The sequence below is a fragment of the Nocardioides sp. SYSU D00065 genome (assembly GCF_017916425.1).
Classification (GTDB): domain Bacteria; phylum Actinomycetota; class Actinomycetes; order Propionibacteriales; family Nocardioidaceae; genus Nocardioides.
On the sequence record NZ_JAFMSX010000002.1, the window covers coordinates 1,047,336 to 1,073,377 of the forward strand.

General features: G+C 73.4%; 25 protein-coding genes. 16 read left to right on the forward strand and 9 right to left on the reverse strand.

Features of this window, described 5'->3' with window-relative positions:
- Window positions 1-102 precede the first annotated feature (102 nt).
- The 6 genes from J3P41_RS13080 (at window position 103) to holA (ending at window position 8,427) form a co-directional block, all read left to right on the forward strand.
- The gene (locus tag J3P41_RS13080; RefSeq protein ID WP_210650723.1) at window positions 103-612 is read left to right on the forward strand and encodes a DUF4870 domain-containing protein; all 510 of its coding nucleotides are present in this window, start codon (window positions 103-105) and stop codon (window positions 610-612) included.
- Window positions 613-855: 243 nt separating this feature from the next.
- A complete protein-coding gene (gene leuS / locus J3P41_RS13085; protein ID WP_210650724.1) occupies window positions 856-3,342 on the forward strand; it encodes a leucine--tRNA ligase in 2,487 nt (828 codons plus the stop codon).
- Window positions 3,343-3,351: 9 nt separating this feature from the next.
- On the forward strand, window positions 3,352-4,215 hold the full coding sequence (locus tag J3P41_RS13090; protein ID WP_210650725.1) for a DegV family protein: 864 nt from the start codon (window positions 3,352-3,354) through the stop codon (window positions 4,213-4,215).
- Window positions 4,216-4,278: 63 nt separating this feature from the next.
- Window positions 4,279-5,157, forward strand: a complete 879-nt coding sequence (locus J3P41_RS13095) for a ComEA family DNA-binding protein (RefSeq protein ID WP_210650726.1) — start codon at window positions 4,279-4,281, stop codon at window positions 5,155-5,157.
- Between the two features lie 3 nt (window positions 5,158-5,160).
- Entirely contained in the window at window positions 5,161-7,428 is a 2,268-nt protein-coding gene (locus J3P41_RS13100; protein ID WP_210650727.1) for a ComEC/Rec2 family competence protein, read from the forward strand.
- Between the two features lie 12 nt (window positions 7,429-7,440).
- On the forward strand, window positions 7,441-8,427 hold the full coding sequence (gene holA, locus J3P41_RS13105) for a DNA polymerase III subunit delta (RefSeq protein ID WP_210650728.1): 987 nt from the start codon (window positions 7,441-7,443) through the stop codon (window positions 8,425-8,427).
- 343 nt (window positions 8,428-8,770) lie between these two features.
- Here holA and rpsT read toward each other — a convergent pair whose 3' ends face one another.
- The 3 genes from rpsT to J3P41_RS13120 form a co-directional block, all read right to left on the reverse strand.
- Window positions 8,771-9,031, reverse strand: coding sequence for a 30S ribosomal protein S20 (gene rpsT, locus J3P41_RS13110; RefSeq protein WP_210650729.1), 261 nt, complete (start codon window positions 9,029-9,031; stop codon window positions 8,771-8,773).
- A gap of 209 nt (window positions 9,032-9,240) precedes the next feature.
- Window positions 9,241-10,185, reverse strand: a complete 945-nt coding sequence (locus J3P41_RS13115) for a hypothetical protein (protein ID WP_210650730.1) — start codon at window positions 10,183-10,185, stop codon at window positions 9,241-9,243.
- Window positions 10,182-11,144, reverse strand: coding sequence for a phosphotransferase family protein (locus J3P41_RS13120; protein ID WP_210650731.1), 963 nt, complete (start codon window positions 11,142-11,144; stop codon window positions 10,182-10,184). The genes J3P41_RS13115 and J3P41_RS13120 overlap by 4 nt, the downstream gene beginning before the upstream one ends.
- Window positions 11,145-11,227: 83 nt before the next feature.
- Between J3P41_RS13120 and J3P41_RS13125 the strand changes: the two genes are divergently transcribed.
- Complete coding sequence (locus J3P41_RS13125; protein ID WP_210650732.1) at window positions 11,228-11,755, forward strand: GNAT family N-acetyltransferase; 528 nt, start codon at window positions 11,228-11,230, stop codon at window positions 11,753-11,755.
- Here J3P41_RS13125 and J3P41_RS13130 read toward each other — a convergent pair.
- Window positions 11,734-12,654, reverse strand: coding sequence for a DMT family transporter (locus J3P41_RS13130; RefSeq protein WP_210650733.1), 921 nt, complete (start codon window positions 12,652-12,654; stop codon window positions 11,734-11,736). The genes J3P41_RS13125 and J3P41_RS13130 overlap by 22 nt on opposite strands.
- A gap of 109 nt (window positions 12,655-12,763) precedes the next feature.
- Between J3P41_RS13130 and lepA the strand changes: the two genes are divergently transcribed.
- Both lepA and J3P41_RS13140 read left to right on the forward strand, forming a co-directional pair.
- On the forward strand, window positions 12,764-14,638 hold the full coding sequence (gene lepA / locus J3P41_RS13135; RefSeq protein ID WP_210650734.1) for a translation elongation factor 4: 1,875 nt from the start codon (window positions 12,764-12,766) through the stop codon (window positions 14,636-14,638).
- A gap of 5 nt (window positions 14,639-14,643) precedes the next feature.
- On the forward strand, window positions 14,644-15,078 hold the full coding sequence (locus J3P41_RS13140; RefSeq protein ID WP_210650735.1) for a HutD family protein: 435 nt from the start codon (window positions 14,644-14,646) through the stop codon (window positions 15,076-15,078).
- Here J3P41_RS13140 and J3P41_RS13145 read toward each other — a convergent pair.
- Entirely contained in the window at window positions 15,071-15,658 is a 588-nt protein-coding gene (locus tag J3P41_RS13145; protein WP_210650736.1) for a TIGR03086 family metal-binding protein, read from the reverse strand. The two genes, J3P41_RS13140 and J3P41_RS13145, sit on opposite strands and share 8 nt — an antisense overlap.
- 51 nt (window positions 15,659-15,709) lie before the next feature.
- Here J3P41_RS13145 and J3P41_RS19320 point away from each other — a divergent pair, with 51 nt between their 5' ends.
- The 3 genes from J3P41_RS19320 to J3P41_RS13160 are packed head-to-tail and all read left to right on the forward strand — an operon-like array spanning window position 15,710 to window position 17,511.
- Window positions 15,710-16,561 (forward strand): AraC family transcriptional regulator, encoded by an 852-nt coding sequence (locus tag J3P41_RS19320; RefSeq protein ID WP_210650737.1) that lies wholly within the window; start codon window positions 15,710-15,712, stop codon window positions 16,559-16,561.
- Window positions 16,562-16,592: 31 nt separating this feature from the next.
- A complete protein-coding gene (locus J3P41_RS13155; RefSeq protein ID WP_210650738.1) occupies window positions 16,593-16,940 on the forward strand; it encodes a hypothetical protein in 348 nt (115 codons plus the stop codon).
- Window positions 16,933-17,511 (forward strand): hypothetical protein, encoded by a 579-nt coding sequence (locus J3P41_RS13160; RefSeq protein ID WP_210650739.1) that lies wholly within the window; start codon window positions 16,933-16,935, stop codon window positions 17,509-17,511. The genes J3P41_RS13155 and J3P41_RS13160 overlap by 8 nt, the downstream gene beginning before the upstream one ends.
- Window positions 17,512-17,528: 17 nt before the next feature.
- On the opposite strand, the gene J3P41_RS13165 is transcribed toward J3P41_RS13160, so the two are convergent.
- A complete protein-coding gene (locus J3P41_RS13165; protein ID WP_210650740.1) occupies window positions 17,529-18,620 on the reverse strand; it encodes a DNA glycosylase AlkZ-like family protein in 1,092 nt (363 codons plus the stop codon).
- Window positions 18,621-18,693: 73 nt separating this feature from the next.
- Here J3P41_RS13165 and J3P41_RS13170 point away from each other — a divergent pair, with 73 nt between their 5' ends.
- The 4 genes from J3P41_RS13170 to hemW all read left to right on the forward strand — a co-directional run bounded on the left by J3P41_RS13170 (window position 18,694) and on the right by hemW (window position 23,898).
- On the forward strand, window positions 18,694-19,629 hold the full coding sequence (locus tag J3P41_RS13170) for an aminoglycoside phosphotransferase family protein (RefSeq protein WP_210650741.1): 936 nt from the start codon (window positions 18,694-18,696) through the stop codon (window positions 19,627-19,629).
- A 151-nt stretch (window positions 19,630-19,780) separates the two neighbouring features.
- Window positions 19,781-21,601, forward strand: coding sequence for a long-chain fatty acid--CoA ligase (locus J3P41_RS13175; protein WP_210650742.1), 1,821 nt, complete (start codon window positions 19,781-19,783; stop codon window positions 21,599-21,601).
- 104 nt (window positions 21,602-21,705) lie between these two features.
- The gene (locus J3P41_RS13180) at window positions 21,706-22,650 is read left to right on the forward strand and encodes an intradiol ring-cleavage dioxygenase (RefSeq protein ID WP_246861958.1); all 945 of its coding nucleotides are present in this window, start codon (window positions 21,706-21,708) and stop codon (window positions 22,648-22,650) included.
- A 30-nt stretch (window positions 22,651-22,680) separates the two neighbouring features.
- On the forward strand, window positions 22,681-23,898 hold the full coding sequence (gene hemW / locus J3P41_RS13185; protein WP_210650743.1) for a radical SAM family heme chaperone HemW: 1,218 nt from the start codon (window positions 22,681-22,683) through the stop codon (window positions 23,896-23,898).
- A 111-nt stretch (window positions 23,899-24,009) separates the two neighbouring features.
- Here the strand turns inward: hemW and J3P41_RS13190 are convergent, their stop codons facing one another.
- From J3P41_RS13190 to J3P41_RS13200, 3 genes are all read right to left on the reverse strand, one after another.
- Complete coding sequence (locus J3P41_RS13190) at window positions 24,010-24,852, reverse strand: DUF3097 domain-containing protein (protein ID WP_374192884.1); 843 nt, start codon at window positions 24,850-24,852, stop codon at window positions 24,010-24,012.
- Window positions 24,853-24,924: 72 nt separating this feature from the next.
- Window positions 24,925-25,254: a hypothetical protein gene (locus J3P41_RS13195; protein ID WP_210650745.1), complete on the reverse strand. Its 330-nt coding sequence runs from the start codon at window positions 25,252-25,254 to the stop codon at window positions 24,925-24,927.
- Window positions 25,255-25,314: 60 nt separating this feature from the next.
- Window positions 25,315-25,995: a hypothetical protein gene (locus tag J3P41_RS13200; protein ID WP_210650746.1), complete on the reverse strand. Its 681-nt coding sequence runs from the start codon at window positions 25,993-25,995 to the stop codon at window positions 25,315-25,317.
- Window positions 25,996-26,042 lie beyond the last annotated feature (47 nt).

The following is a 26,042-nucleotide window of genomic DNA, read 5'->3' on the forward strand; positions in this document are numbered from 1 at the left end:
GACCCCGGTGAGACCCCGGAAGAGGTGAATCCGGCCCGCCGACGTGGTTGGCTTGGCTCAGACGCCGGGCAGGGGGCACCGGCCCACCGAGGAATGAGTGAGATGTCCGACCAGTACCCGCAGTACCCGCAGCACCCCGAGGACCCGCGACAGGGCCCCTCCGGCCACCAGTCCTATGGCCATCAGCCCTACAGCCACCAGCCCTACCCGGGCCACCAGGCCGCACCGGCGACCATGTCGCCCCAGGACGAGCGCACGTGGGGCGCGATCTCGCACGCGGGTGCCGTGGTGGCGATGATCTGCTCCGCCGGCTTCCTGGGGTTCCTGGCATCCATCGCGGTCTATGTGATGCACAAGGACCGCGGGCCGTTCGTGCGCGCGCACGCCGCCAACTCGCTCAACGTCCAGATCATGATGTTCATCTGGCTCGTGCTCGCCGCGGTCGCCTACGTCGTCCTGGGCGTCGTGACGCTCGGCCTCGGCTTCGTGGTGTTCCTGCCGGTCTTCCTGGTCCCGCCGGTCGTGGCCGGCATCATGCACGTGATCGGCGCGATCAAGGCCTACCAGGGCGAGTGGTGGACCCCGCCGCTCACGCCGGCGTTCGTCAAGTGAGCGCCCACCGGCGCTGAGCGCCCCGCCTGTGCCCACTGCCCGGCCCGGACCCCGAGTTCGGTCCGGGCGGTGGCGCTTCCGGTGGCTCGTCGTCCCGGCGGACAGGCTACGATGGGCCCATGGCGTCGCAGTTCCTGCTTCGACAGCCGCGCTGACCATCCGTCCAGGCAGTCATCGCGGCCACCCCTCCGTGCGTGAGGGGTTTTTTCATGTCGGGAGCAGGACCCACCAGGAGCGAGAGAGATGAACCCCGAGCAGAGCACCCACGGCGAGACGACGTACGACATCGAGGCCACCGAGACCAAGTGGCAGCGCGTCTGGGAGGACCTCCAGCCGTTCCGGGCCGACGACGACAGCCCGCGCGAGAAGCGCTACGCGCTGACGATGTTCCCCTACCCGAGCGGTGACCTCCACATGGGTCACGCCGAGGTGTTCGCGCTGCACGACGTGGTGGCGCGCTACTGGTGGCAGCGCGGCTACGAGGTCCTCAACCCGATGGGCTTCGACTCCTTCGGGCTGCCGGCCGAGAACGCCGCGATCCGCAACGACGAGCACCCCGACACCTACACGCGCGCCAACATCGCGCGCTCGATCGAGTCGTGCCGCAGGTACGCCGCGTCGTTCGACTGGTCGCGCACCTTCAACACCAGCGACCCGGAGTACTACCGGTGGACGCAGTGGCTGTTTTTGAAGTTCTACGAGCGAGGCCTGGCCTACCGCAAGAACAGCCCGGTCAACTGGTGCCCCCAGGACCAGACCGTGCTCGCCAACGAGCAGGTCGTCGCCGGCATGTGCGAGCGGTGCGGAGCGGAGGTGACCAAGAAGGAGCTGACCCAGTGGTACTTCAAGATCACCGACTACGCCCAGGAGCTGCTCGACGGCCTCGACGAGCTGGAGGACACCTGGCCCGACCGCGTCGTCACCGCGCAGCGCAACTGGATCGGCCGCTCCGAGGGCGCCCACGTCACGTTCACCCTGCACACCGCGAGCGGTGAGCGCGACGTCGAGGTCTACACCACCCGCCCCGACACCCTCTACGGCGCGACGTTCATGGTCGTCGCCGCCGACGCCGCCCTGGCCGCCGAGATCGTGCACCCCGACCGGGCGCAGGCGCTGCAGGACTACCTGGTCGAGGTCCGCAAGGCCTCCGACATCGACCGCCTGTCCACCGAGCGGCCCAAGACCGGGGTGGACCTCGGCATCACCGCCACCAACCCGGTCTCCGGCGAGGAGGTGCCGGTGTGGGCGAGCGACTACGTGCTGGCTGACTACGGCACCGGCGCGATCATGGCCGTTCCCGCCCACGACCAGCGCGACCTCGACTTCGCCCGGACGATGGGCCTGCCGGTGCGCCGCGTCATCGACGTACCCGGCGCCGAGGACCCGGAGGTCAGCGGTGTCGCCACGTCGGGCGACGGGGCGTACGTCAACTCCGGCGAGCTCGACGGCCTGAGCGACAAGGCGTCCGGCATCCGCGCGATCATCGAGCGGCTGGAGGCCGACGGCCGCGGCGCGGGGGCGGTCAACTACCGCCTGCGCGACTGGCTGCTGAGCCGCCAGCGCTACTGGGGCGCCCCGATCCCGATCATCCACTGCCCGGTGGACGGCGAGGTGCCGGTGCCCGAGGACCAGCTGCCGGTGACCCTGCCGATGCTCAAGGGTGCCGACCTCAAGCCGAAGGGCACCTCCCCGCTGGGCGGGGCGCGTGAGTGGGTCGAGGTCACCTGCCCGACGTGCGGGGGGCCGGCGACCCGTGACACCGACACGATGGACACCTTCGTCGACTCGTCCTGGTACATGTTCCGCTACTGCTCGCCGCACGAGGCGGACCGGCCGTTCGATCCCGAGCTGGTCAACGCCTGGATGCCGTGCAACCTCTACGTCGGCGGCGTCGAGCACGCCGTCCTGCACCTGCTCTACGGCCGCTTCTTCACCAAGGTGCTCAACGACATGGGCCTGGTGGACTTCCGCGAGCCGTGGTCGGCCCAGCTCAACCAGGGCTTCGTGATCAACCAGGGCAAGAAGATGAGCAAGTCCCTCGGCAACGGCGTCAACCTGGGCGAGCAGCTCGCGGCGTTCGGCGTGGACGCGGTGCGGCTGACCCTGGTCTTCGCCGGTCCGCCGGAGGACGACATCGACTGGGCCAACATGTCTCCCGAGGGTTCGCTGCGGTTCCTGCAGCGGGCCTGGCGGCTCTCCGGCGACGTCACCTCCGACCCGGGTGCGGACGTCACGACCGGCGACGTGGCGCTGCGGCGCACGACGGCGCGGACGGTGCACGACGCGGCCGAGCTGGTCGAGTCCTACCGGTTCAACGTGATGGTCGCCCGGGTGATGGAGCTGGTCAACGCGACCCGCAAGGCCATCGACTCCGGCTGCGGCCCCGCGGACCCGGCCGTTCGCGAGGCCGTCGAGGCCGTCGCGGTGCTGCTCTCCCTGGTCGCGCCCTACACGGCCGAGGAGATGTGGGAGCGGCTGGGCCACCAGCCCACGGTGGTGCGCGCCGGCTGGCCGGCGGTCGACGAGGCGCTCCTCGTCGAGGACACCGTCACCGCGGTCGTGCAGGTCAAGGGCAAGGTGAAGGCGCGGCTCGAGGTCTCTCCCGACATCTCCGAGGCCGACCTCGAGGCCGCCGCGCTGGCCGACCCGGCCGTGCAGCGCGCGATCGACGGGGCGACGGTCCGCACGGTGATCGTGCGCGCGCCCAAGCTGGTGAACATCGTCGTCTAGGGTCGAGCCGTGTCCCGCGTCGTGGTCGTCACCGACTCGACCGCGAGCCTGCCCGCCGACGTCGCGCAGTCTCGCGGCATCCGGGTCGTGCCGCTGCAGGTCGTGATCGGGGCGAAGGTGCTCGACGAGGGACCGGACGGCGCCACGCCCGAGGTGGTGGCGCAGGCGCTGCGCGACTTCGTCCCGGTCAGCACCTCGCGCCCGGCGCCCGCGCTGTTCGCCGACCTCTACCGGCGGCTCGCGTCCGAGGGGGCCGAGGAGATCGTCTCGGTGCACCTCTCCCGCGAGATGAGCGGCACCTTCGAGTCCGCCCAGCTCGCTGCCCTGGAGGTCGAGCTGCCCGTGCACGTCGTCGACTCCGGCCAGGTCGGCATCGCCACCGGCTACGCGGCGCTGACCGCCGCCGACCTGCTCGACGCAGGGGGCAGCGCGAAGGAGGCCGCCGAGGCGGCGCTGGCCCGCGGGGCGGCGGCGTCGTCGCTGTTCTACGTCGACACCCTCGAGTACCTGCGCCGCGGCGGCCGCATCGGGGCCGCGGCCGCGATCTTCGGCAGCGCACTCTCGGTCAAGCCGCTCCTCGAGATCGCCGAGGGCAGGGTGGTCCCGCGCGAGCGGGTGCGTACGGCGTCGCGTGCCCTGGCCCGGCTCGCCGAGCTGGCCGTCGAGGTCGCGGGCGACCAGCCCGTCGACGTGTGCGTCGCCCACCTCGCCAACGTCGAGCGCGCCGCCGAGCTCACCGCCACCCTCGCCGAGCGGCTCGCCGACGGGCTCGAGGGTCGCGAGGTGATGTGCGGGGAGCTGGGTGCGGTGCTCGGGGCGCACGTGGGTCCGGGGATGGTCGCGGTCTGCGTGGCCCCGCGGCCCGCCGGCTGAGCTCTCTCCACAGATCGGCTTCGAGGCCTGTCGATCCGGCCCCGCCGTTCCTAGCGTGGAGGCATGCGCCGGTCCCAGTCATCCTCCGAGCACGCCGAGGCGGTGTCGCGGCGGCTGGCGACGCTGAGCGCGGAGCTCGCCGCCGTCCGCGGCGAGCCCGGCCCCGCCTCGGCGCACACCCGCGTGCGCGAGCGGCCGGAGGACGCGCCCGCGCCGGTGCCGGCTCCGGTGGTGCTGCCCGTGCCCGGGCGGCACGCCTCGCGGCGCCTGCGCGTCGGTGGCCTGCAGCTCGGACCGGTGCACCTGGCCGTCGTCGCCGTCGTGGCGGCGATCGCGGTGGGGCTCGCGGCCTGGTGGGCGGTGCGCGACCAGGCCGACGCGGTGCCGCTGGCGCCCGTCACCTCGGCCACGGACCCGCTCGCCCCGGTGGCGCCGACAGGATCCGCGACCGTGCCCACGACGGGATCCGCGACCGGGTCCACCACGGGCTCGCCCGACGGCGAGGCGGCGCCCGGCGGCGACCTGGTCGTCGACGTCGCCGGCAAGGTCCGCCGGCCGGGCATCGCGGTGCTGCCGGCCGGCTCCCGGGTCGTCGACGCGCTCGAGGCGGCCGGGGGAGCGCGACGCGGGGTGGACCTCACCGCGCTCAACCTGGCGCGACCGGTCGTGGACGGGGAGCAGATCCTGGTCGGCATCGCGCCCGCGCCGGGCGTCGCCGGAGAGCTGGGGACGACGTCGACACCGAGTGCGGGGCTGGTCAACCTCAACACCGCCGACGAGGCCGCGCTCGACACGCTGCCCGGCGTCGGTCCGGTGACCGCGGCAGCGATCTTGTCGTGGCGCGACGCGAACGGCGGCTTCACCTCGGTCGACGAGCTGCTGGAGGTCGACGGCATCGGCGAGGCCACGCTGGCGGACCTCGCCCCGCTCGTCACCCTCTGACCGGTGCCTGACGTTCGCGCCGCCGCGCTGGGCGCGGGCGGGTGGGCCGGCGCGCTCCTCGCCCTGCTGCTGCCCGGGCGCGTCGCGGTCGCGCTCGTGGCGGTCATCGTCGCGGCGGCGCTGGTCCTGGTCGCGCGGCGCCTCGTCGCTCCGGGCTGGCTGGGGCCGGTGGCTGCCCTGGCAGCGGTCGCGGGGGTGGCGGCCCTGCAGCAGGCCGTCCTCGACGCCTCGCCGCTGCGCGGGCTAGCCGACGAGGGCGCGGTCGTCACGGTCCGGATCGCGCTGACCTCCGACGTACGTGTCGTGGCCGGGCAGTACGGCGACATCCAGGTGGCGCAGGCACGGGCGTTGCGCGTCGAGGGCAGGGGGACCGCCTGGACACTGGACGCGCCGGTCGTGGTGCTGGCCGACGCCGACTGGCCCCGGTCCGCGCTCGGCACCACCGTGGAGACGACGGCCCGGCTGGCGCCGGCCGACGGCGACGCGGCGGCGCTGGTCCGCCCCAGCGGCGAGCCGCGGCTGGTGGCCGAGCCCGAGGTGTGGTGGGACGCCGCAGCGGCCGTACGCCGGTCGGTGCGCGCCGCCGTCGCCGGCCGCGACGCGGACGCTCGCGAGCTGGTGCCGGCGCTCGTGGTGGGTGACGACGGCGGGCTCGACCCCGACCTGGCCGACGACTTCCGCACGACCGGCCTCACCCACCTCCTCGCGGTCAGCGGGACCAACCTGACCCTCGTCGTCGGCTCCGTGCTCGTCCTCGGCCGGTGGCTGGGGCTGCGGGGGCGGTGGCTGCACGTGCTGGCCGCCGTCGGGATCGCGGGGTTCGTGCTGACGGCGCGTGCCGAGCCCAGCGTCGTGCGCGCCGCCGCGATGGGCACCGTCGCGCTGCTCGGGATGGGGCACAACGGTCGCTCGCGTGGGGTCCGGGGCCTCGGGATGGCGGTGCTCGTGCTGCTCCTGGTCTGGCCGCGGCTCGCGATCACGGCCGGCTTCGCCCTGTCGGTGCTGGCCACCGCGGGGATCCTGTTGCTGGCGCCGGTCTGGCGCGACGCGCTGATGCGCTGGACGCCGCGGTGGGTGGCCGAGGCGGTCTCGGTGCCTCTGGCCGCCCAGGTGGCGTGCACGCCCGTGGTCGCCGGACTCTCGGGCGAGGTCAGCCTCGTGGCGGTCGCGGCCAACCTGCTCGCCGCGCCTGCGGTCGCGCCGGCGACGGTGCTCGGCCTGGCCGGCGGGCTGCTCGGGCTGGCCTGGGCACCGCTCGGCGCGCTGGTGGCGGCGCCGGCGGCCTGGTCGGCCGGGTGGATCATCGCCGTGGCCCGCGCGGGGGCGGAGGTGCCGAGCGCCGCGGTGGACTGGGGGACCGGACCGGTCGCGCTCGCGGTGCTGAGCGTGCTGTGCGCGCTCGCCGTCCCCCTCGCCCCGCGGCTGCTGGGCCGGCCGTCGGCCACGCTGACGTGCACCGCGCTGCTCGTGGTGCTCATGCTCACGGGTCCGCCGACCCCGGGGTGGCCGCCGCGAGGCTGGGTCCTCGCGGCGTGCGACGTGGGCCAGGGCGACGGACTGGTGCTCCGGGCCGGTCCGCACGCGGCGGTCATCGTCGACGCCGGACCCGAGCCGGCGCTGATGGACGCGTGCCTGGACCGGCTCGAGGTCACCGCTGTCCCGCTCCTGGTGCTCACGCACTTCCACGCCGACCACGTCGGCGGCGTCGCAGGCCTCCTGGAGGGCCGGCAGGTCGGTGCGGTCGAGGGCACCGGCCTGCTCGACCCGCCGGAGGGGGTCCGGGCGGTGAGCACCGCGACCGGTCGCGACCCCGGCGTGGCGGCGTACGGCGAGACGCGGCAGGTCGGCGAGGTGACTCTGCAGACCGTGTGGCCGCGTCCGGACGGGCCCGGCGCCGACCCGAGCGAGAGCGCACCGAACAACGCCAGCGTCGTGGCGGTCGCCGAGGTCGCCGGCCTGCGGGTGCTGCTGACCGGCGACGTGGAGCCCTCGGCCCAGGCGGCCCTCTCGCGCGAGCTCGACGGTCTCGGCGTCGACGTCCTCAAGGTGCCGCACCACGGCAGCCGCCACCAGGACCTGCGCTGGCTGACGTCGCTCGGGGCGCGGCTCGCCCTGGTGTCGGTCGGCGCGGACAACGACTACGGGCACCCGGCGCCCGACGTGCTCGCCGCGCTCTCCGCGGCAGGGATGGAGGTGTGGCGCACCGACTCGTCCGGAGACGTCGTGGTGGTGGTGCGCGACGGCGAGGTGGGTGTCGTCGCGCGCGGATAGGGTGTGGCCACCATGGCACGCACTCCCTCGGCCGCGCAGGTCCTCGGTCACGTCGTCCTCGTGACGGGCAAGGAGGAGTACCTCTCGGCGCGCACCGTCGCGGCGGTGCGTGACGCCGTGCGCGCCCACGACGCCGACGCGGAGCTCGCGGAGTCGTCGGCCTCGGACCTGACGCTCGCCTCGCTGGGCGAGATGTCGGCCCCCTCGTTGTTCTCCTCGATCCGCTGCGTCGTGGTGCGCGGTCTGGAGGACCTGCCCGAGGAGTCGGTCGACGGGCTGCTGGGCTACTGCGCCGCGCCCGCCGACGACGTCGCCCTCGTGCTGGTGCACTCCGGCGGCGCCAAGGGCAGCGGCGTGCTGACCAAGCTGCGCAAGCTGCCCGCGGTCAGCGAGGTGAAGTCCGAGGAGATCCGGGCCAACGAGCTGCCGGGTTTCGTGACCTCCGAGGTCGCGTCACACGGCGCGAAGATCGCGCCCGACGCCGCGGCGTTCCTGGTGCAGGCGGTCGGCAACGACCTGCGCTCCCTCGCGGCGGCTGCCGACCAGCTCACCCACGACTTCCACGGCGAGCAGCTGACCGTCGAGAAGGTACAGCGCTACTTCGGCGGTCGCGCCGAGGCCAAGTCCTTCACCGTCGCGGACGCGGCGTTCGCCGGCAAGCGCGCGATGGCCCTGGAGGAGCTGCGCTGGGCGCTCGACTCCGGCACCGCGCCGGTGCTCGTGACGTCGGCGATGGCCGCTTCGGCGCGCAGCCTCGCGCGCTACCTGGGGTCGCCGCGCGGCGCACGCGACGCCGAGCTCGCGCGCGACCTCGGCGTGCCGCCGTGGAAGGTGCGCACGGTGCGCGACCAGTCGCGCTCGTGGAGTCCTGACGGCATCGCGGCGGCGGTCCGCGCGGTCGCGGTGGCCGACGCCGACATCAAGGGGCAGGCTCACGACGCGGCCTACACGCTCGAGCGGCTCGTGCTCACCGTGGCGGGACTGCGCGACGGGCGCTGAGGCGTCCGCGCCTGTCGCTCGGCCGGGGGCGGGGCGTACGCCGGCGCTCCGGCTGGCGGTGCGTGAGCCACATTCGAGCGGTCGGGGATGTGGCTCAGCCACCGCCGGGGGCGGGCGTACGCCGGCGCTCCGGCTGGCGGTGCGTGAGCCACATTCGAGCGGTCGGGGATGTGGCTGAGCCACCGCCCGGGGGCGGAGCGTACGTCGGCGCTCCGGCTGGCGGTGCGTGAGCCACCTCCGAGCGGTCGGGGATGTGGCTCAGTCACCGCCCCGCAGCAGCGGAGCCCGACGACCCGAAAATGCGAAACACCCGCCACGAGGGCGGGTGTTCGGCAGGGCCTCGTCAGAGAGCGGCGGCCTTCTTGGCGATCGAGGACTTGCGGTTGGCGGCCTGGTTGGCGTGGATGACGCCCTTCGAAGCGGCCTTGTCGAGCTGCTTCATGGCGTCGCGACCAGCGGCGACGGCCGCGTCCTTGTCGCCCGCCTCGGAGAGCTCGCGGAACTTGCGGACCGCGGTCTTCAGGCGCGACTTGACGGCCTGGTTGCGCTGACGGCGCAGCTCGTTCTGCTTGTTGCGCTTGATCTGGGACTTGATGTTCGCCACGTGTGGATCCTCGGATGCTCGAGCTGGTCTGGACGGGAAGTCTGGTGCCTGTCGGCTGCCTGGCAACCCCCCAGCCGAGAGAAGAGGGTCGGGTGCCGGACACGCAGGGAGGAACACTACCGTCAGCCCGCGCACCCGCCCAAATCGCAGGGTGCGCGACCAGGGCATCCATCGCCCGGGGAGCCGCCGACCGTCGCAGCTGGCGGTGCTCAGGGTCGCGACCGGCGGGCGACTGCGTCCAGCATGCGCCGGGACTCGCGGATCCGGAAGTCGTTGATGGTCGGCAGGTTCACGTCGACAGCGACGACGGACCGCACGGCGAGGTGCGCTCCGAACCCGGCGAGGAACGCCGTGACGCCGTCATCCCCGGCCTCGAGCATCGCGGGGGAGGAGCGCGTCGAGGCGTCGAACCAGGTGTCGTCGACACGCTCCAGCCGCGCCAGGAGCGGGTCCACCCACCCCGGTCCGCGAGCCGCCATCCCCCAGTCCACGAACACGGTGTCGCCGCTCGGGCGACGCAGCAGGTTGTCGACGCGGATGTCCCAGTGGGCCAGGTGCGACATCGGGCGAGCGGCCAGCTCACGCAGCACGCCGGCCCAGCCGTGAGGGTCCGGACGCAGCCAGTCGGGCACCGGCGTGGCGGCCGGCGCGTCGGGAAGCCCGTCGAGGCAGTCGGCCCACTTGCGCAGGGTGGCGGCCACGTCGAGGGACTCCACCGTGTCGGGCAGGTCGCGCGCCTGCAGCACCGCGGACAGCCGGTCCGTCCCGGCGAGCACCGCCTCGAGCTCAGCGGGGTCGTCGAAGTCGGGGTGGCGTCCCTCCACGTCCTCGATGAGCAGCGCCACCCACTCGCCGTCGTCGTACGCCGCCAGCAGCCGCGCCCACAGCTCGTGCTCGCCGAGGTGTCGCAGCACGCCGACCTCGCGGCGGAACAGGGTGGGCGTGTCCGGGTTGAGGACGGCGCCGACCGCCTTGACGAACGCCCGCGTCCCGTCGGCGCAGGCCACCCGGGTCGCGCAGCCCGGCGACATCCCGCCGACCTGCTCCGCGGTCGCCACCACCGGCGAGCCCAGCTCCTGCTCGACCCACGCCCGCACCTCCGCCGGCACGGCGGCGAACGGCAGGCGTACGCCGACCGCGCGCGGAGCCGTCACGACCAGCCCCGGCGCTCGGCGAGCCAGTCCCAGCACACCTCGCCCTGCCAGCGCTGGTGGTCGCGGATGTGGGGCGAGGTCGGCGGCACGGGCTGCAGGCACTGGGAGACGAAGTAGCCGACGTAGAGCGCGAGGTTGATGTCGAGCGCTTCCGGATCGACGTCGCGCAGCAGGCGCCGCGCCGCGATCACCCGGTCGACGTCGATCCCCTCACCGCGGGGGCTGATGAGGGCGGCGAACGAGTCGAACCAGGCGGCGCCGCGCACCGGCCAGTTCCAGTCGCAGATCCACGCACGCCCGTCGGGGTCGATGAGCACGTTGTCGGAGCGGATGTCGGTGTGCACGAGCGTGTCGCCGCCGACCACGTCGGCGTAGCGGCGCGCGAGCGCCTCCGCCTCGGCGAGGTGGCTGGGGTCGAGGTCCGGGCGCGCCTCGCGAATCGTCGCCCAGCCCTCGAGCAGCGGTGCGAAGTCCGCCTCGGCCGTGTCGAGGGCCAGCCCGGGAGGTGGTGGGGTGAGGGCGTCGGCCGCCTGCTCCAGCGCATCGAGCACCGCGTCGAGGTCGCCGGGCTCCCACGGCCGGCGCGGCGGGCGGGCGGCGACGTACTCGGTGCCGAGCACCACCCAGTCGTCGTCGAGGTGCCACAGCAGCCGCGGTGCGGGGACCGCTTCGGGCAGCGCGGCGAGCTTGCGCGCCTCCTCGCGATAGGAGTCGGCGAACATCCGCTGCGCCTTGACCGACGCCGCCTTCACGAAGTGCCGCGACCCGTCCTCGCAGACGAGCACCGAGGCGAAGCCGGGGGTGAAGCCGGTGGTCTGGGAGATCGCGGAGACCACGGGAGAGCCGCACCTGCGCTCGATGTAGGCCCGCAGCGCCGGCGGGAGGAACGCCCACTCCAGCCGCCGGGCGGTCCGGTCGTGCGGGACGGGGTAGGGCGCGACGGGCGAGGACCGGGACATGGCCGCATCCTTCCCCACGCGGCACGCCGCCACGAACCGATATCCGCTGGAGAGCAGTGGACGTGCGGCGGTACAACTGGCGCATGCCAGAGCTCGTGCTGCCCACCTCGTCGGTCCGCGAGTCCTTCCTCGAGGCGATGGACGAGTTCGTCGCCGAGGGCGTGGAGATGAGCCAGACGGCGGCGTGGATCGACCGGTACGCGCCCGCCTGGACGGACCCCGGGGCGTTCGAGGCGTTCGTCGAGGCCGTGCGGGCCGACGCGCACGAGGAGTCCCCGCGGCCCGAGTGGCACGTGCCCTGCACGACCCTGTGGTGGGTCGACGGCAGCGACTACCTGGGCCGGATCGCGATCCGGCACCGGCTCAACGACTTCCTGCTCGAGGTGGGCGGCCACATCGGCTACGACGTACGCCCCACGCGCCGGCGCGAGGGCCATGCCACCGCGATGCTGCGGGCAGCGCTGCCGTGGGCGGGCGAGCTCGGCATCGACCCGGCCCTGGTCACCTGCGACGTCGACAACCACGGGTCGGTCCGGGTGATCGAGTCGGCGGGCGGCGTGCTGGAGGACGTCCGCGGGGTCAAGCGTCGCTACTGGGTGCCGACGTCCTGAACCGGCACCGGTGCCGCGCGGCTCCGGGTCGCGGCCGCCACACCGGCGACCGCGACGGCCAGTCCGAGGAGCTGGAGGGGCGACAGCGTCTCGTCGAGCACGAGCCAGGCGAGGACCGCCGTCACCGGCGGGCTGAGGAAGAACAGGCTGGCCGCCGCACCGGAGCCGCCGCGCAGCACCAGCAGCGACAGCAGGACGAGCCCCAGGATCGAGTTCACGATCGCGAGGAACAGGACCGCGACCAGCGCCTGCCGGCCGTCGGTGACCGGCCACGCGCCCTCGGTCGTCCAGCCGAGGACGAGCAGGGGAGGGGCGGACACGGCGAACTGCACCGCGGCGGACCAGAGCAGGTCGGGTTGCGCGCCGATCCAGCGCTGTCCCAGCGTGCCCAGGCTCAAGGTGAGCATGCTGAGGCACCCGACCGCGACGGCGACCGGACCGCCCACGTGGTGCAGGTCCGAGCCGAGGACCAGCAGCACCCCGGCGACGCCGGCGACGAAGCCCGCCACCTGCACGACCGTGACCCGCTCGCCGAGCAGCCCTGCGGCCAGCAGCGCGGTGAGGACCGGGCTCAGCGCGTGCAGCAGCGAGGCGAGCGTGGCGCCCAGCCCGAGGTCGAAGGCGACGTACATGAGGCCGAACTGCACCGCGTTCATCACCAGTCCGACGGCCGCCACCCGGCCCAAGGTCGCGCGGTCCATCCGGGTCGGCCGCCGCAGCGCCAACGCCAGCCCCGCGCCGAGCACTGCGGCCAGGACGAACCGCCAGCCGAGCACCGAGAACGGCGCCGCGGCGTGGACCGCAGCCGGCCCGGAGATGTAGCCCGACGACCACACCACCACGAACGCGGTCGCCGGGACGACGGGCAGGTGTCGCGCGGAGCCGCCCCGGGAGATCACCGCTGCACGCTAGCGTCCGCACTGCGGGGGGAAGCGGCGAGGGTTCGGTGCGACCCGACGCGCATGGAAGAATGACCCGACCCCTCCGTCGTACTCCCGAAAGCAGTCCGTGAGCCTCAAGAACGCGCCGCAGCCTGGCTCGACCGACCCGTCGATCATCCGCAACTTCTGCATCATCGCGCACATCGACCACGGCAAGTCGACGCTGGCCGACCGCATGCTGCAGCTCACCGGGGTGGTCGACGAGCGGGCGGCGCGCGCGCAGTACCTCGACCGGATGGACATCGAGCGCGAGCGCGGCATCACGATCAAGAGCCAGGCCGTGCGGATGCCGTGGACGGTGCCCGCCGACAACGAGGAGGGCGCCGAGCCCGGCACCTACGTCCTCAACATGATCGACACGCCCGGCCACGTCGACTTCACCTACGAGGTCTCGCGCAGCCTCGAGGCCTGCGAGGCCGCGATCCTGCTCGTCGACGCCGCGCAGGGCATCGAGGCGCAGACCCTGGCCAACCTCTACCTCGCGATGGGCGCCGACCTCCACATCATCCCGGTGCTCAACAAGATCGATTTGCCCGGCGCCAACCCCGACAAGTACGCCGCCGAGCTCGCGGGCCTGGTCGGCTGCGAGCCCGAGGACGTGCTCCGGGTGAGCGCCAAGACCGGCCACGGTGTGGCAGGGCTGCTCAACGAGATCGTGCTGCAGACCCCCGCCCCGACCGGGGACGCCGACGCACCGCCGCGGGCGCTGATCTTCGACTCGGTCTACGACACCTACCGCGGCGTGGTCACCTACGTCCGCGTGGTCGACGGCAAGCTCACCCACCGCGACCGGATCAAGATGATGTCGACGGGCGCGGTGCACGAGATGCTCGAGGTGGGCGTGATCAGCCCGGAGCCGGTGAAGGCCGCCGACCTCGGCGTCGGCGAGGTCGGCTACCTCATCACCGGCGTGAAGGACGTACGCCAGTCCCGCGTCGGCGACACCGTGACCAGCCAGCACCACGGCGCCGAAGAGGCGCTGGGCGGCTACAAGCACCCCAACCCGATGGTCTACTCCGGGCTCTACCCCATCGACGGCGACGACTACCCGACGCTGCGCGACGCCCTGGAGCGGCTGCAGCTCAACGACGCGGCGCTGACCTTCGAGCCGGAGACCTCCGGCGCCCTGGGCTTCGGGTTCCGCATCGGCTTCCTCGGGCTGCTCCACATGGAGATCACCCGTGACCGCCTCGAGCGCGAGTTCAACCTCGACCTCATCTCCACCGCGCCCAACGTGGTCTACGAGGTCGTCATGGAGGACGGCACCGAGATCACCGTGACCAACCCGAGCGAGTACCCCGATGGCAAGGTCGCCGAGGTGCGTGAGCCGGTCGTCAAGGCCACCATCCTCAGCCCGAGCGACTACATCGGCACGATCATGGAGCTGTGCCAGACCAAGCGCGGCAGCCTGCAGGGGATGGACTACCTCTCCGAGGACCGCGTGGAGATGCGCTACACGCTGCCGATGGGCGAGATCGTCTTCGACTTCTTCGACCAGCTCAAGTCACGCACGAAGGGCTACGCCTCGCTCGACTACGAGCGCTCGGGCGAGCAGGCGGCGGACCTGGTGAAGGTCGACATCCTGCTCCAGGGGGAGCCGGTCGACGCCTTCTCCGCGATCGTGCACCGCGAGGCCGCCTACGGCTACGGCGTGATGATGGCCGGCAAGCTCAAGGACCTCATCCCGCGCCAGCAGTTCGAGGTGCCGATCCAGGCGGCGATCGGGGCGCGCGTCATCGCCCGCGAGAACATCCGCGCCATCCGCAAGGACGTGCTCGCCAAGTGCTACGGCGGTGACATCAGCCGCAAGCGCAAGCTGCTGGAGAAGCAGAAGGCCGGCAAGAAGCGGATGAAGAACATCGGCACCGTCGAGGTGCCGCCCGAGGCGTTCGTCGCCGCGCTGTCCACCACGCAGCCGGCAGAGAAGTCCGGCAAGAAGTAGTAGCCGTGGACGAGCTGGCGCGCGCCGACGACGGGTCGTGGCGCATCGACCTGGTCGCCGTCGCCGCCGACGGCCCGCTGCCGACGCACCCCGGACGCCGGCGGCTGCTCACGGTGCTCGACGGACCCGTGCTCGGCCTGGAGGTCGACGGCGGGACGCAGGTGGTCGAGCCGCAGCGGCCCTACGACGTCGCCGCCGACGCGGTCGCGGCATCCGTGCCCGAGGGACCGGTCCGGGTGCTCGACGTCGTCGTGGACCCCGCAGCGGTCTCGCCCTACGTCACGGTCCTCGAGCTCGGCCGCGGCTCGACCCTGCCGCTCGCCGACGACCAGCTGGCGTACGTCCTCAAGGGCGAGGGTGCCGACGGTCTGGTCAGCGGCCCCGGCGAGGTCGCCGGCCGGTGCACGGTCGCGGTTGTCACCCTGGAGCGCGTCAGCTGACCGTCCCGGGCGACCACTGCGGGTCGCGACCCAGCCGGGCGAGCAGCCGGTCGGTGGTCGAGGCGTCCGCGGGGACCTCGAGCGGACCTGCGCAGATCCCCTCGGCGTACAGCGTGTCGCCCCAGCCGTCCGCGGTCGCGTGCAGCGCGGCGGCCTCCTCCTCGCTGACCGTCCAGGGCTGGCCGGTGGCGCGTGCGACGTCCGAGCCGTGCACGACGAGGTCCCAGCCGTAGAAGTCGGCCATGGTCGCCGCGATCGTCGTCGGGCCGAACCAGCCGTCGTACTCCCGGGCCCCCACCCCGCCCTCGGTGAGGAGGGAGGTCACGTGGTCGCGCTGGCGCCGCCACGCGGCGGCCGGGTCGTCGAGGTCGGGCTCCGGACCGGCGTCGAGGTCCTGGCGCTGGAGGAACTCCCGCTGGGTCTCCACCACGTGGCGCACGACGTCGCGTGCCGACCACCCGGCGCAGGGGGACGGGGCGTCCCACGAGCCGACGACGGCGTCGACGACCTCCGTGAAGCGCTCGGCGCGCGAGGTGAAGAGGGACAGGTCGTGGTCGGGGTCGCGGCTCGTCTGTGTCATGACCCCACGCTCGCAGGGATGGCGTCGGTGGCTCTTGGAATAATCCGACAGGTGACGACCCCGGGGGACCTCCGTCCGGTCGACCCCGTCGACCGAGCCCATCTCACGGGGCTGAGCCGGCCCTCGCCGCCCATCCACCGCTACGCGCCGTCCGAGCACCTCGCCGACCTGGTCGAGCGCTACTGGATCCCGGTGTGGTCGCTGGCCGAGCCGTCCACCCAGAGCACCCTGCAGCACCCGGTGTGCCTGGTCGTGGTCAGCAACAGCTACGCCCGGCTGTACGGCGTCGCCCGCGGCCGGTCCAGCGTCACGCTGGAGGGCGACGGCTACGCCGTCGGCGCCCTGCTCACGCCCGCGGCCGGCCGGTTGGTGCTGGGGCGCTCGGTGGCCACGCTGACCGACCGGTGGACCGACCTGACCGACGTCCTGCCGCCGCGCCACGCCGCCCTGGTCGACGAGGTCCGCGCGGCCATGGACCGGGATCCCCGCGACCCGGCCGCCCACGCCGCCGCTGTCGCTCGCGTCGAGCGCTGGCTGGAGTCGCTGCTCCCGGTCGACGAGCAGGGGCTGCTCGTCAACCGCCTCGTCACGTGGCTGCGCGAGCACCCCGAGGTCACCCGCGTCGGTGAGGTGGCCCGCGAGGTGGGTCTGTCCGAGCGCAGCCTGCAGCGGCTGGTGGAGCAGCGCCTGGGGCTGAGCCCCAAGTGGCTGGTGCAGCGTCGCCGGCTGCACGACGCCGTCGAGGCGCTCAAGGACGGCACGACCGCCCTCGCCGACATGGCCGCGGAGCTCGGCTACACCGACCAGTCCCACTTCACCCGCGACTTCCGCACGGTCACGGGCATGACCCCCGGAGAGTTCCTCCGCGACCAGCCGGGCGGCGCGCCGTCAACCCTGGGTTGACACCTCGCCGTTCCTGGCCCAGCCTGGAGACATGTCGAACACGCTCGGACACCTGCTCACCGCCGCGGTCGTCACCCTCGTCGTCGGCACCGTGTCCGGCGGCGGATGGGCGTACTACCTGGTGGGAGCCGTCCTGGCCCTCTCCCTGTGGGCCATGCTCCTCGCCGGCTCCTACGCCAGCGCCACACGCGACGGTGGCGCCGGGCGGACCTCCGCACGCCAGTACGCCGTCGCCGCCGCCGTCGCGCTCGTGCTGGGCTCCGCGATGTACGTCGTCGGTGACGGCGGGTCGTGGTGGGCGGTCGGCTTCATCTTCGCCGGCGCGCTCGTGCCCGCGACTGCCGCCGCCACGCGGGACCGGACCGGCGACGGTGCCTGAGCCCCACGACCCGCTGGACCGTGTGCGCGCGGCGCTCACCGCGCTCCACCTGGCCGAGCGCGCGCTGACCGACGAGGTGCGCCGGGCGCACGCAGCCGGGCACAGCTGGGCCGCCCTCGGGTCGGTCCTCGGCACGACGCGGCAGGCTGCCTTCAAGCGCTTCGGGACTCCGCGCGACCCCCGAACGGGATCCGCGATGACTCCGACGGACCCCGCCGACGTGGTCGCGACCACCGAGCGGGTCTTCGCGCTCCTCGACGCCGGCCGCTACGACGAGCTGCGTGCGCTGATGCCCGACGACGTGGCGCGCGTGCTGACCCGTGCCGTCGTGCTCGACACCTGGGCACGGGCGGTCGCCGACACCGGCAACCTCGTCCGCTGCGAGGGAACCGTCGTGGAGCTGCCCGGCGGGGAGGTCGCGCCTGCGGGCCCGCTCCTCGGCACCGTCGTCGGGGGCACCACGCTGGTGTGCGAGGCGGGCGAGTGGCACGGACGCGTGGCTCTGGGACAGGACGGACGCCTGCTGGGCCTGCTCGTCGCGCCACCCGGCGCGACCGGGCTGGCGTTCTGAGTCCCTTCATGCCGTGCTCACGCGGTGTCCCGGGTGAGGCTCACCGTCGTCACGGTGATGTCGAGCGCCGCCTCGAGGGCGGCGACCGGCTCGTCCAGCTCGGCTGAGCGCGGCCGCCGGGTGCCTGCGAACCAGGTGACCTCGAGCGGCCGGCGCCGCGCCGTGCCGGCGGCGCGCCACCATCCGCCGATCCGTCCGTCCACCAGCAGCGGCGGCAGCAGCATCCCGTTGGCCTGGTTCCACAGCCGGCGGTGGTGCTCGGGTGCCACGAACCGGTCCCGGGCACGCGGGTCGTAGCCGCAGAGCAGCGCGTCGAACTCCGGCAGCAGGCGTACGCCGGGCAGCTCGCGCGGCGGCGGGGCACCGGGCAGGTCGACGTAGGTCCGCCCGTCGGGGCCTTCCTCCGCGACCAGGCCGAGGTCCGACAGGGCCTCGTCCACGACGCGGAGGCCCATCCCGGACCACCACGCGATGTCGTGCCGCGACGCCGGCCCGTGCGCGGCGAGGTGGAGCCGCACCACGTCGGCGGCCGTCGCCGAGCCGGCCCGGTCGAAGGTGGCGTAGACCGGCGCGCCCTGCCCCTCCCAGCGCTCCCCGGAGGCCGGGCGGGGCACCAGGCCGCCGTGGCCGAGGGCGAGAGAGCGCCCGGGGCCGGTCTCGGCGGCCCGCCGGGCGCCGGGGGCGTGCTCGTCCACCCAGGCGAGCAGGTGCTCGCGCAGCTCCTCCGGCGTTCGCCACCGGCGGGCGTAGTCCTCGATCGAGAGCCAGAGCCGTGCCAGCTCGGCGTCGGAGACGCCCAGCATCCTCGCCCAGCGCCGGTGCTGCCCGAGGCGCGTCGCCTCGGCGAGCACGGTGTAGCCGCGCCGGCTCGCGGTGTGGACGGTGCCGCGGATCGTGCTGCCGCGCACGATCGCGCCGTCGGCGTACGCCGCGCTGATCGCCGCGTGGCTGGTGCCGGGGAAGCGGGCGCCGAGGCCGAGAAACGCCGAGCGGGCGGTCTGGGTCTGCACGGCGCCGATCGCGTCGACGGCGGCCGCCACGTCACCGGCGGGGCTCGGGAACTGCCTCGCCAGCGCCGCCCCCGCCAGGTCCTCCCACCGCAGGACCATGCCTCAGCCGCCCGTCGGGCTGGGAGACCGCGCCTGCCGCCGCTCGCTCATGGCGGCAGCCTAGGCTCGCGGCATGCCGGTCATCATCCCGCACGACCTGTCCCTGCAGCGGGAGCGCGGCGAGGAGTGGGCGCGCTGGCTGGACGGGCTCCCGAGGCTGGCCGCCGACCTCCTGCAGGAGTGGCGGCTGACCCCGAGCGCGCCCGCGCTGCACGGCTCCTGCTCGCTCGTGGTGCCGGTCATCGACGCCGACGGGGTGGCCGCGGTGCTCAAGATGGCGTTCGACGGCGACGACGAGTCGCTCCACGAGGGGCTGGCGCTGCAGCGCTGGGGAGGCCACGGCGCGGTACGCCTCCTGCGCGCCGACCCGCGCCGGCGTGCGCTGCTGCTGGCGTGGCTGCCGGGTCCGGACCTCGGCGACATGTGGGACGTCGAGGCCTGCGAGGTGGTGGGCGGTCTCTACGAGAGCCTCCACGTGCCGGCGCTGCCGCAGCTGGCGAGCGTGGCGTCGTACGTCGGGCGCTGGCTGCGTGAGCTCGACGAGCTCGGGCGTGACCTGCCCATCCCGCGCCGCTACGTCGAGCAGGCGCTCTCGACCGGTGCGGACCTGCTCGCCGACGGCGGGGCGGCATCGGTGGTGGTGCACGGAGACCTGCACTACGCCAACGTGCTGGCCGACGCGACGGGGGAGTGGGTGGCCATCGACCCCAAGCCGATGAGCGGCGACCCGCACTACGAGCCGGCGCCGATGCTCTGGAACCGGATGGAGGAGCTGAGCGGGCCGGGGGCGTCGGGCTCGGTGCGCGACGGCCTGCGCCGGCGGTTCCACGCGCTGGTCGACGCCGCCGGCCTCGACGAGGCTCGCGCGCGCGACTGGGTGGTCGTACGGATGGTCCTCAACGCCGGGTGGACGGTGCAGGACGCGCGGGCGGCGGGTCGGGGGCCGACGCCGGAGGAGCAGGACTGGATCACCCGCTGCATCGCGATCACCAAGGCCGTCCAGGACTGAGAGCGCGACCGGTGGCGGCGCGCGACGGCCGAGCCAATCGGCGCGTTCCCTACCGCACGGTAAACCCAGTGATCTAGGTTACAGCCCAAGTCAGCAGCCATACCGCTGTATGGCGCGCAGCGTTCCGCTACGACGAATGAGTAGGTACCAGATGCCGATCACTGCCGACACGTCCTTCCTCGACACCATGCCGCCGAACGTGGCCGTCCAGTTCTTCGACCGCGTGGCCGCCTCGCCCGACAGTGAGGCCTTCCGCTTCCCGCGCGGCGAGGCGTGGGAGTCGGTCACCTGGAAGCAGGCCGGCGACCGGGTCGAGGCGCTCGCGGCAGGCCTCATCGCGCTGGGCGTGGAGCCCGAGCAGCGCGTCGGCATCGCCTCGGGCACCCGCTACGAGTGGATCCTCGCGGACCTGGCGATCATGTGCGCCGCGGGAGCCACCACGACCGTCTACCCGACGACCAACGCCGAGGACACCCTCTACATCCTCGGCGACTCCGAGAGCCGCGTCGTCTTCGTCGAGGACGACGAGCAGCTCGCCAAGCTCACCGCTCACCGCACCGAGCTGCCGCACGTGGCCAAGGTCGTGACCTTCACCGGCCGCGCCGACGGCGACTGGGTCCTCTCGCTCGACGACCTCGCGGCGCTGGGGGCTGCGAAGCTGGCGCAGGAGCCCGACGTGGTGCGCACGACGTCGCAGGCGATCCGCCCCGACCAGCTCGCCACCCTCATCTACACCTCCGGGACCACCGGTCGCCCCAAGGGCGTGCGGCTGCGCCATTCCTCGTGGGTCTACGAGGGCGAGGCGATCCGGGCGCAGGGCATCCTGGGGCCCGACGACCTCGAGTTCCGCTGGCTGCCGATGGCGCACTCGTTCGGCAAGGTGCTGATGTCGACGCAGATGGCGTGCGGCTTCGCCGCGGCCATCGACGGCCGCGTCGAGAAGATCGTCGACAACCTGGGCGTGGTGAAACCGACCTTCATGGGCGCCGCGCCCCGCATCTTCGAGAAGGCGCACGGTCGCATCGTGACCATGCAGGCCGCGGAGGGCGGCGCCAAGGAGAAGATCTTCAAGAGCGCCTTCAAGGTCGGCCTCGAGGTCGAGCGGCTCAAGCGCGAGGGCAAGCCGGTCCCGCTCGCCCTCCGGGTGCAGCACGGCCTGTTCGACAAGCTCGTCTTCTCCAAGATCCGCGACCGGTTCGGTGGCAACGTCCGCTTCTTCATCTCGGGCGCCGCGGCGCTCAACCGCGACATCGCCGAGTGGTTCGGGGCGGCCGGCATCACGATCCTCGAGGGCTACGGGCTCACCGAGACCTCCGCCGGCTCGTTCGTCAACCACCCCGACCAGAACAAGTTCGGCACCGTCGGACCGGTCTTCCCCGGCAGCGAGGTCAAGCTCGGGGAGAACGACGAGGTCATGATCAAGGGTCCGGGCGTCATGGACGGCTACCACAACCTCCCGGAGGAGACTGCGAAGACCCTCACCCCCGACGGCTGGCTGCACACCGGCGACAAGGGCTCTCTCGACGAGGACGGTCACCTGATCATCACCGGCCGCATCAAGGAGCTGTTCAAGACCTCCGGGGGCAAGTACGTCGCCCCGCCGGCGATCGAGTCGAAGTTCAAGGCCGTCTGCCCCTACGCCAGCCAGTTCATGGTGTTCGGCGACGAGCGCAACTACTGCGTCGCGCTCATCACCCTCGACCCGGACGCGATGGCCGCGTGGGCCCAGGAGAACGGCATGAGCGGGGCGTCGTACACCGAGATCGTGCAGTCCGAGGCGGTGCGCACGATGGTCGGCGCCTACGTCGAGGAGCTCAACAGCCACCTCAACCGCTGGGAGACGGTCAAGAAGTGGACCCTGCTCGACCACGACCTCACCGTCGAGTCGGGAGAGCTCACCCCGTCGATGAAGGTCAAGCGCAACGTCGTGCTGCAGAACCACCGGGCGCTCATCGACGCGATGTACGCCTGAGCCCCAGCCCCCGCACAGGGGGCGCACAGCGGGCGCCGCTCGGATGGGTGTCGGTGGGAGACCACCCGCACCCATCCGCGTTCCACGACCCGCAGGAGCTCCGCATGACAGTCCACGACCACGCGCACGGCGACACCGACGGGCGCGACACCGACGAGCACGACCTCGGCCTGCAGCACGACCTCGGCACGCTCGAGAGGCGCGGCCTGGCACGCGCCCCCCGCAGCGCACCGGGCGGGCTCGGCAGGCGCGGGGTGCTGGGGGTGCTCGGCGGCCTCGGCGTGGCCGCGGTGGCCGGCTGCGGCGCCGCGGACCGGACGGCGGACGCGTCGGCGACCGGCACCGACCCGGTCGGTCCGCCCTCCGGCGGTCCCGGCGGGGGTCCGGGCGGCTTCGGGGGCGACACGTCGGTCGAGGTGGCCGAGGGTGAGATCCCCGAGGAGACCGCTGGCCCCTACCCCGGCGACGGGTCCAACGGCCCCGACGTGCTCGCCGAGAGCGGAGTGGTGCGCAGCGACCTGACCACGAGCTTCGGGTCGGCGTCCGGCGTCGCCCAGGGCGTACCCCTCACCCTGCGCTTCCGGCTCCTCGACCTCACCGGCGAGGACGCCCGGATCCTCTCGGGAGCCGCGCTCTACGCCTGGCACTGCGACCGCGACGGCGCCTACTCGATGTACGACGGAGCGGCGGTGGACGAGAACTACCTGCGCGGGGTCCAGGAGTCCGACGCCGAGGGCTGGGTGGAGTTCACCACGATCTTCCCCGGCTGCTACTCCGGGCGCTGGCCGCACGTCCACTTCGAGGTCTACGAGTCGCTGGCCGCCGCGACCAGCGTCTCCAACAAGCTGCGCACCTCACAGCTGGCGTTCCCGCGCGACGTCTGCGAGGCGGTGTACGCCACCGCGGGGTACGGGTCGTCGGTGAAGAACCTGGCGCAGACCAGTCTCGACTCCGACGGCGTCTTCGGCGACGGCTGGTCCTTGCAGCTGGCCTCGGTGAAGGGATCGGTGACCGACGGCTACACGGCGACGCTCAACGTGCCGATCTGATCCGGACGGGGTGCGTGGTTGGATACGGAGGTGCCCCCCGCGCAGCCCGACGGCGACGTCGCCCCCGAGGACGGCCTCCTGCCCGAGGAGGCCCGCGCCGAGTTCGGCAGCAAGCCGTTCGGGCTCTACGTCCACGTGCCGTTCTGCACGGTGCGCTGCGGCTACTGCGACTTCAACACCTACACCGCCCACGAGCTCGGCGACGAGGTCGGCGCCAGCCGGTCGACGTACGCCGAGGCGGCGATCCGGGAGATCCGCTTCGCGCGGCACGTGCTCGGCCACCGCGACGTGCCCATCGAGACGATCTTCTTCGGCGGCGGTACGCCGACCCTGCTCAAGGCCGCCGACCTCGGGGCCATCGTGGCGAGCGCGGCCGCGGAGTTCGGCCTGGCCGACGACGTGGAGATCACCACCGAGGCCAACCCTGACAGCGTGGCGGCCTGGGACCTGGAGGAGCTGCGCACGGCCGGCTTCAACCGGATCAGCTTCGGCATGCAGTCCGCGGTGGACCACGTGCTGCGCACGCTGGACCGCACGCACGATCCGCTGCGCGTGCCGGCAGCGGTGCAGTGGGCGCGGCAGGCGGGATTCGACGACGTCAGCCTGGACCTGATCTACGGCACGCCCGGCGAGTCGCTGGCCGACTGGGAGACCTCCGTGGAGGCGGCACTGGAGTGTCGGCCCGACCACGTCTCGGCGTACTCGCTCATCGTCGAGGACGGCACGGCGATGGCACGGCAGGTCGCCCGCGGCGAGCTGCCGATGCCGGACGAGGACGACCTCGCCGACAAGTACCACCTCGCCGACGAGCGCTTCACCGCAGCCGGGCTCGGCTGGTACGAGGTGTCGAACTGGGCCAGCTCGCCCGAGCACTGGTGTCGGCACAACCTGACGTACTGGACCGGCGGGCACTGGTGGGGCGTCGGTCCCGGCGCGCACTCGCACGTCGGCGGCGTGCGCTGGTGGAACGTCAAGCACCCCTCGGCGTACGCCCAGCGGCTGGCGCGCGGCGTCTCCCCGGCGCTGGCCCGGGAGGTGCTCGGCTACCACGACCAGCGGGTCGAGCGGATCCTGCTCGAGATCCGCCTCGTCGAGGGCCTGCCGGTCACGACGCTGGAGGCGACCGGCCGCTCGCACGTCGCCCGACTGGTCGCCGACGGGCTCGTCGAGCTGGTCGCCGAGCGGCTCGTCCTCACCCAGCGCGGGCGCCTCCTCGCGGACGCGGTCGTGCGCGACCTCGTCGACTGAGCGCCGGCTTCGGTATCGAAACTGGAGCTTCCCGGCCGAAACTTCGGGGGTGAGGCTCGGGTTTCCCCGGCTAGCCGGGGAAAGCCACCCCGGGGCGCCCAGCCCCACCCCTCACGGCTGGGTCGTGAAGTCGATCAGCTCCTCGACGCGGCCCAGGAGCTCCGGCTCGAGGTCGGCGTACGACGAGACCCGGCCGAGGATGTGCTTCCACGCGCGGGCGATGTCGGCCTGGTCGCGGTGCGGCCAGCCCAGCTGCTGACAGGTGCCGGTCTTCCAGTCGATGCCCTTGGGCACCGACGGCCAGCGCGGGATGCCGAGCCGGTCGGGCTTGACGGCCTGCCAGATGTCGATGAAGGGGTGCCCGACGACGAGGACGTGCTTGCCGATGGGGGAGCGGGCGATGCCCTGCGCGATCCGCGCCTCCTTGGAGCCCGGGACGAGGTGGTCGACCAGGACGCCCACGCGGCGCTGCGGGCCGGGCCGGAAGTCGCGCAGGTGGTCGGCCAGGTCGTCGACGCCGCCGAGGTACTCGACCACGACGCCCTCGATGCGCAGGTCGTCGCCCCACACCTTCTCCACGAGCTCGGCGTCGTGCCGGCCCTCGACGAAGATCCGGCTGGCGCGCGCGACCCTCGCCCGCGCGCCCGGCACCGCGACCGATCCCGACGCCGTACGCGTGGGCGCGGCAGGAGCGCCGCCGCGGACCGGACGGGTGAGGATCACCGGCTTGCCCTCGAGCAGGAAGCCGGGGCCGAGCGGGAAGGTGCGCCGCTTGCCGCGCCGGTCCTCCAGCGTGAGCGTGTCGATGTCGCGGTCGACCGCGACCACCTCGCCGCACCAGTCGGTCGTGACCTCCTCGACGACCATCCCGATCTCGGTCGGGACCTCGACGGCCCGGCCGTTCCTCGGGGCTCGCCAGTCACCGGAGAGGACGTCTGTTCCGTAGCGATCCACAGGCACCGGGCAACGCTAGGTGCCCGATGCCTGTGGAGCGGCGGTGACACGCCGCGGCGAGCGGGGCGGTCCTCAGCCCTCGGCCAGGCCGTCGCCCTCGGCGGCCTCGCCGCTGTTGGCGCCGCCCCCCGTGGCCACCCGCTCGTCCTCCTCCTGGGTGGCGTCCATCTCCAGCTCGGCGCGGCTCTTGGTCTCCTCGTCGTCAGGGTCGAGGGGCTCGGCGAGCGGGTTGTCCTCCCCGGGCTGCAGGTCCTCGGGGAGCTGGTCGTCGGAGATGCCGCCCAGCGTCGCCGAGTCGGGGGACGCGGTGCCTCCGGAGTGGTCGGCGTCCGCAGGGCTGGTGCGGCTCGTGGCCTCGGGGGTCTCGCCAGGGTCGATCTGGGAACCGTTGTCGTCGCTCATGCTCCAGTCCTACCGACCGCCACCTGAGGAGTCCAGCCCCGGGCGGGTGGGACGTGGCGCTCAGCAGATGCCGGCGTGGAGGTGGGAGCGCAGCGCGGCGCCCAGCTCCTGCGGCGAGGAGACCGTGCGCAGGAAGTCGAGGCGCTCGGTGTGGGCGCCGGCCGAGTCGAGCCACGACACGTCCACGCCGGTCGGCTCCACCCGCAGGAGGCTCGCGGCCAGCAGCGACTGCACGGGTACGCCGAAGGTGGCGGCCATCGCGCTGCGGAGCTCGCGCTCGTGGGCCTGGTTGGCGTGCTCGGCCGTCCGCTGCAGGTGACCGGGATTGAGCACGTGCGCGCGGTCCTGGAAGTCGGCCGGCGCCACGTCGGTCACGCGCGTGCCGCGCAGCAACGCCACGGAGGTCGGCTCGAGCGCCACCAGGGCGCGGGGGTCGCCGCAGCAGGCGCATCCGGCGCCCCGCTGGACGAGCGCGCCCCGCAGCACCAGCACCAGGTCGCGCTCGGGCGACGCCGGGTCGCCCAGGCCGCTGGTCACCTCGACCACTGCGCTTGCGCCGCCGCGCGTCGCGGCGAGGAGCGCCGAGTCGTCGCTGGCGCTGAAGACCGGGGACCCGTGCACGTCGCAGGTGACGTCGTAGACCTCGTCGGCGAGCACCTGGCCGATGTCGCCGACCACCAGGCTGATGCCGTCGGGGCAGGACAGGACGCTCCGGGCGAGCAGGGCTGCGTCGTTCACCATGGCGAGGCCTCCTGGGATTAGGTAAGGCAAGCCTAACCCACCACGGC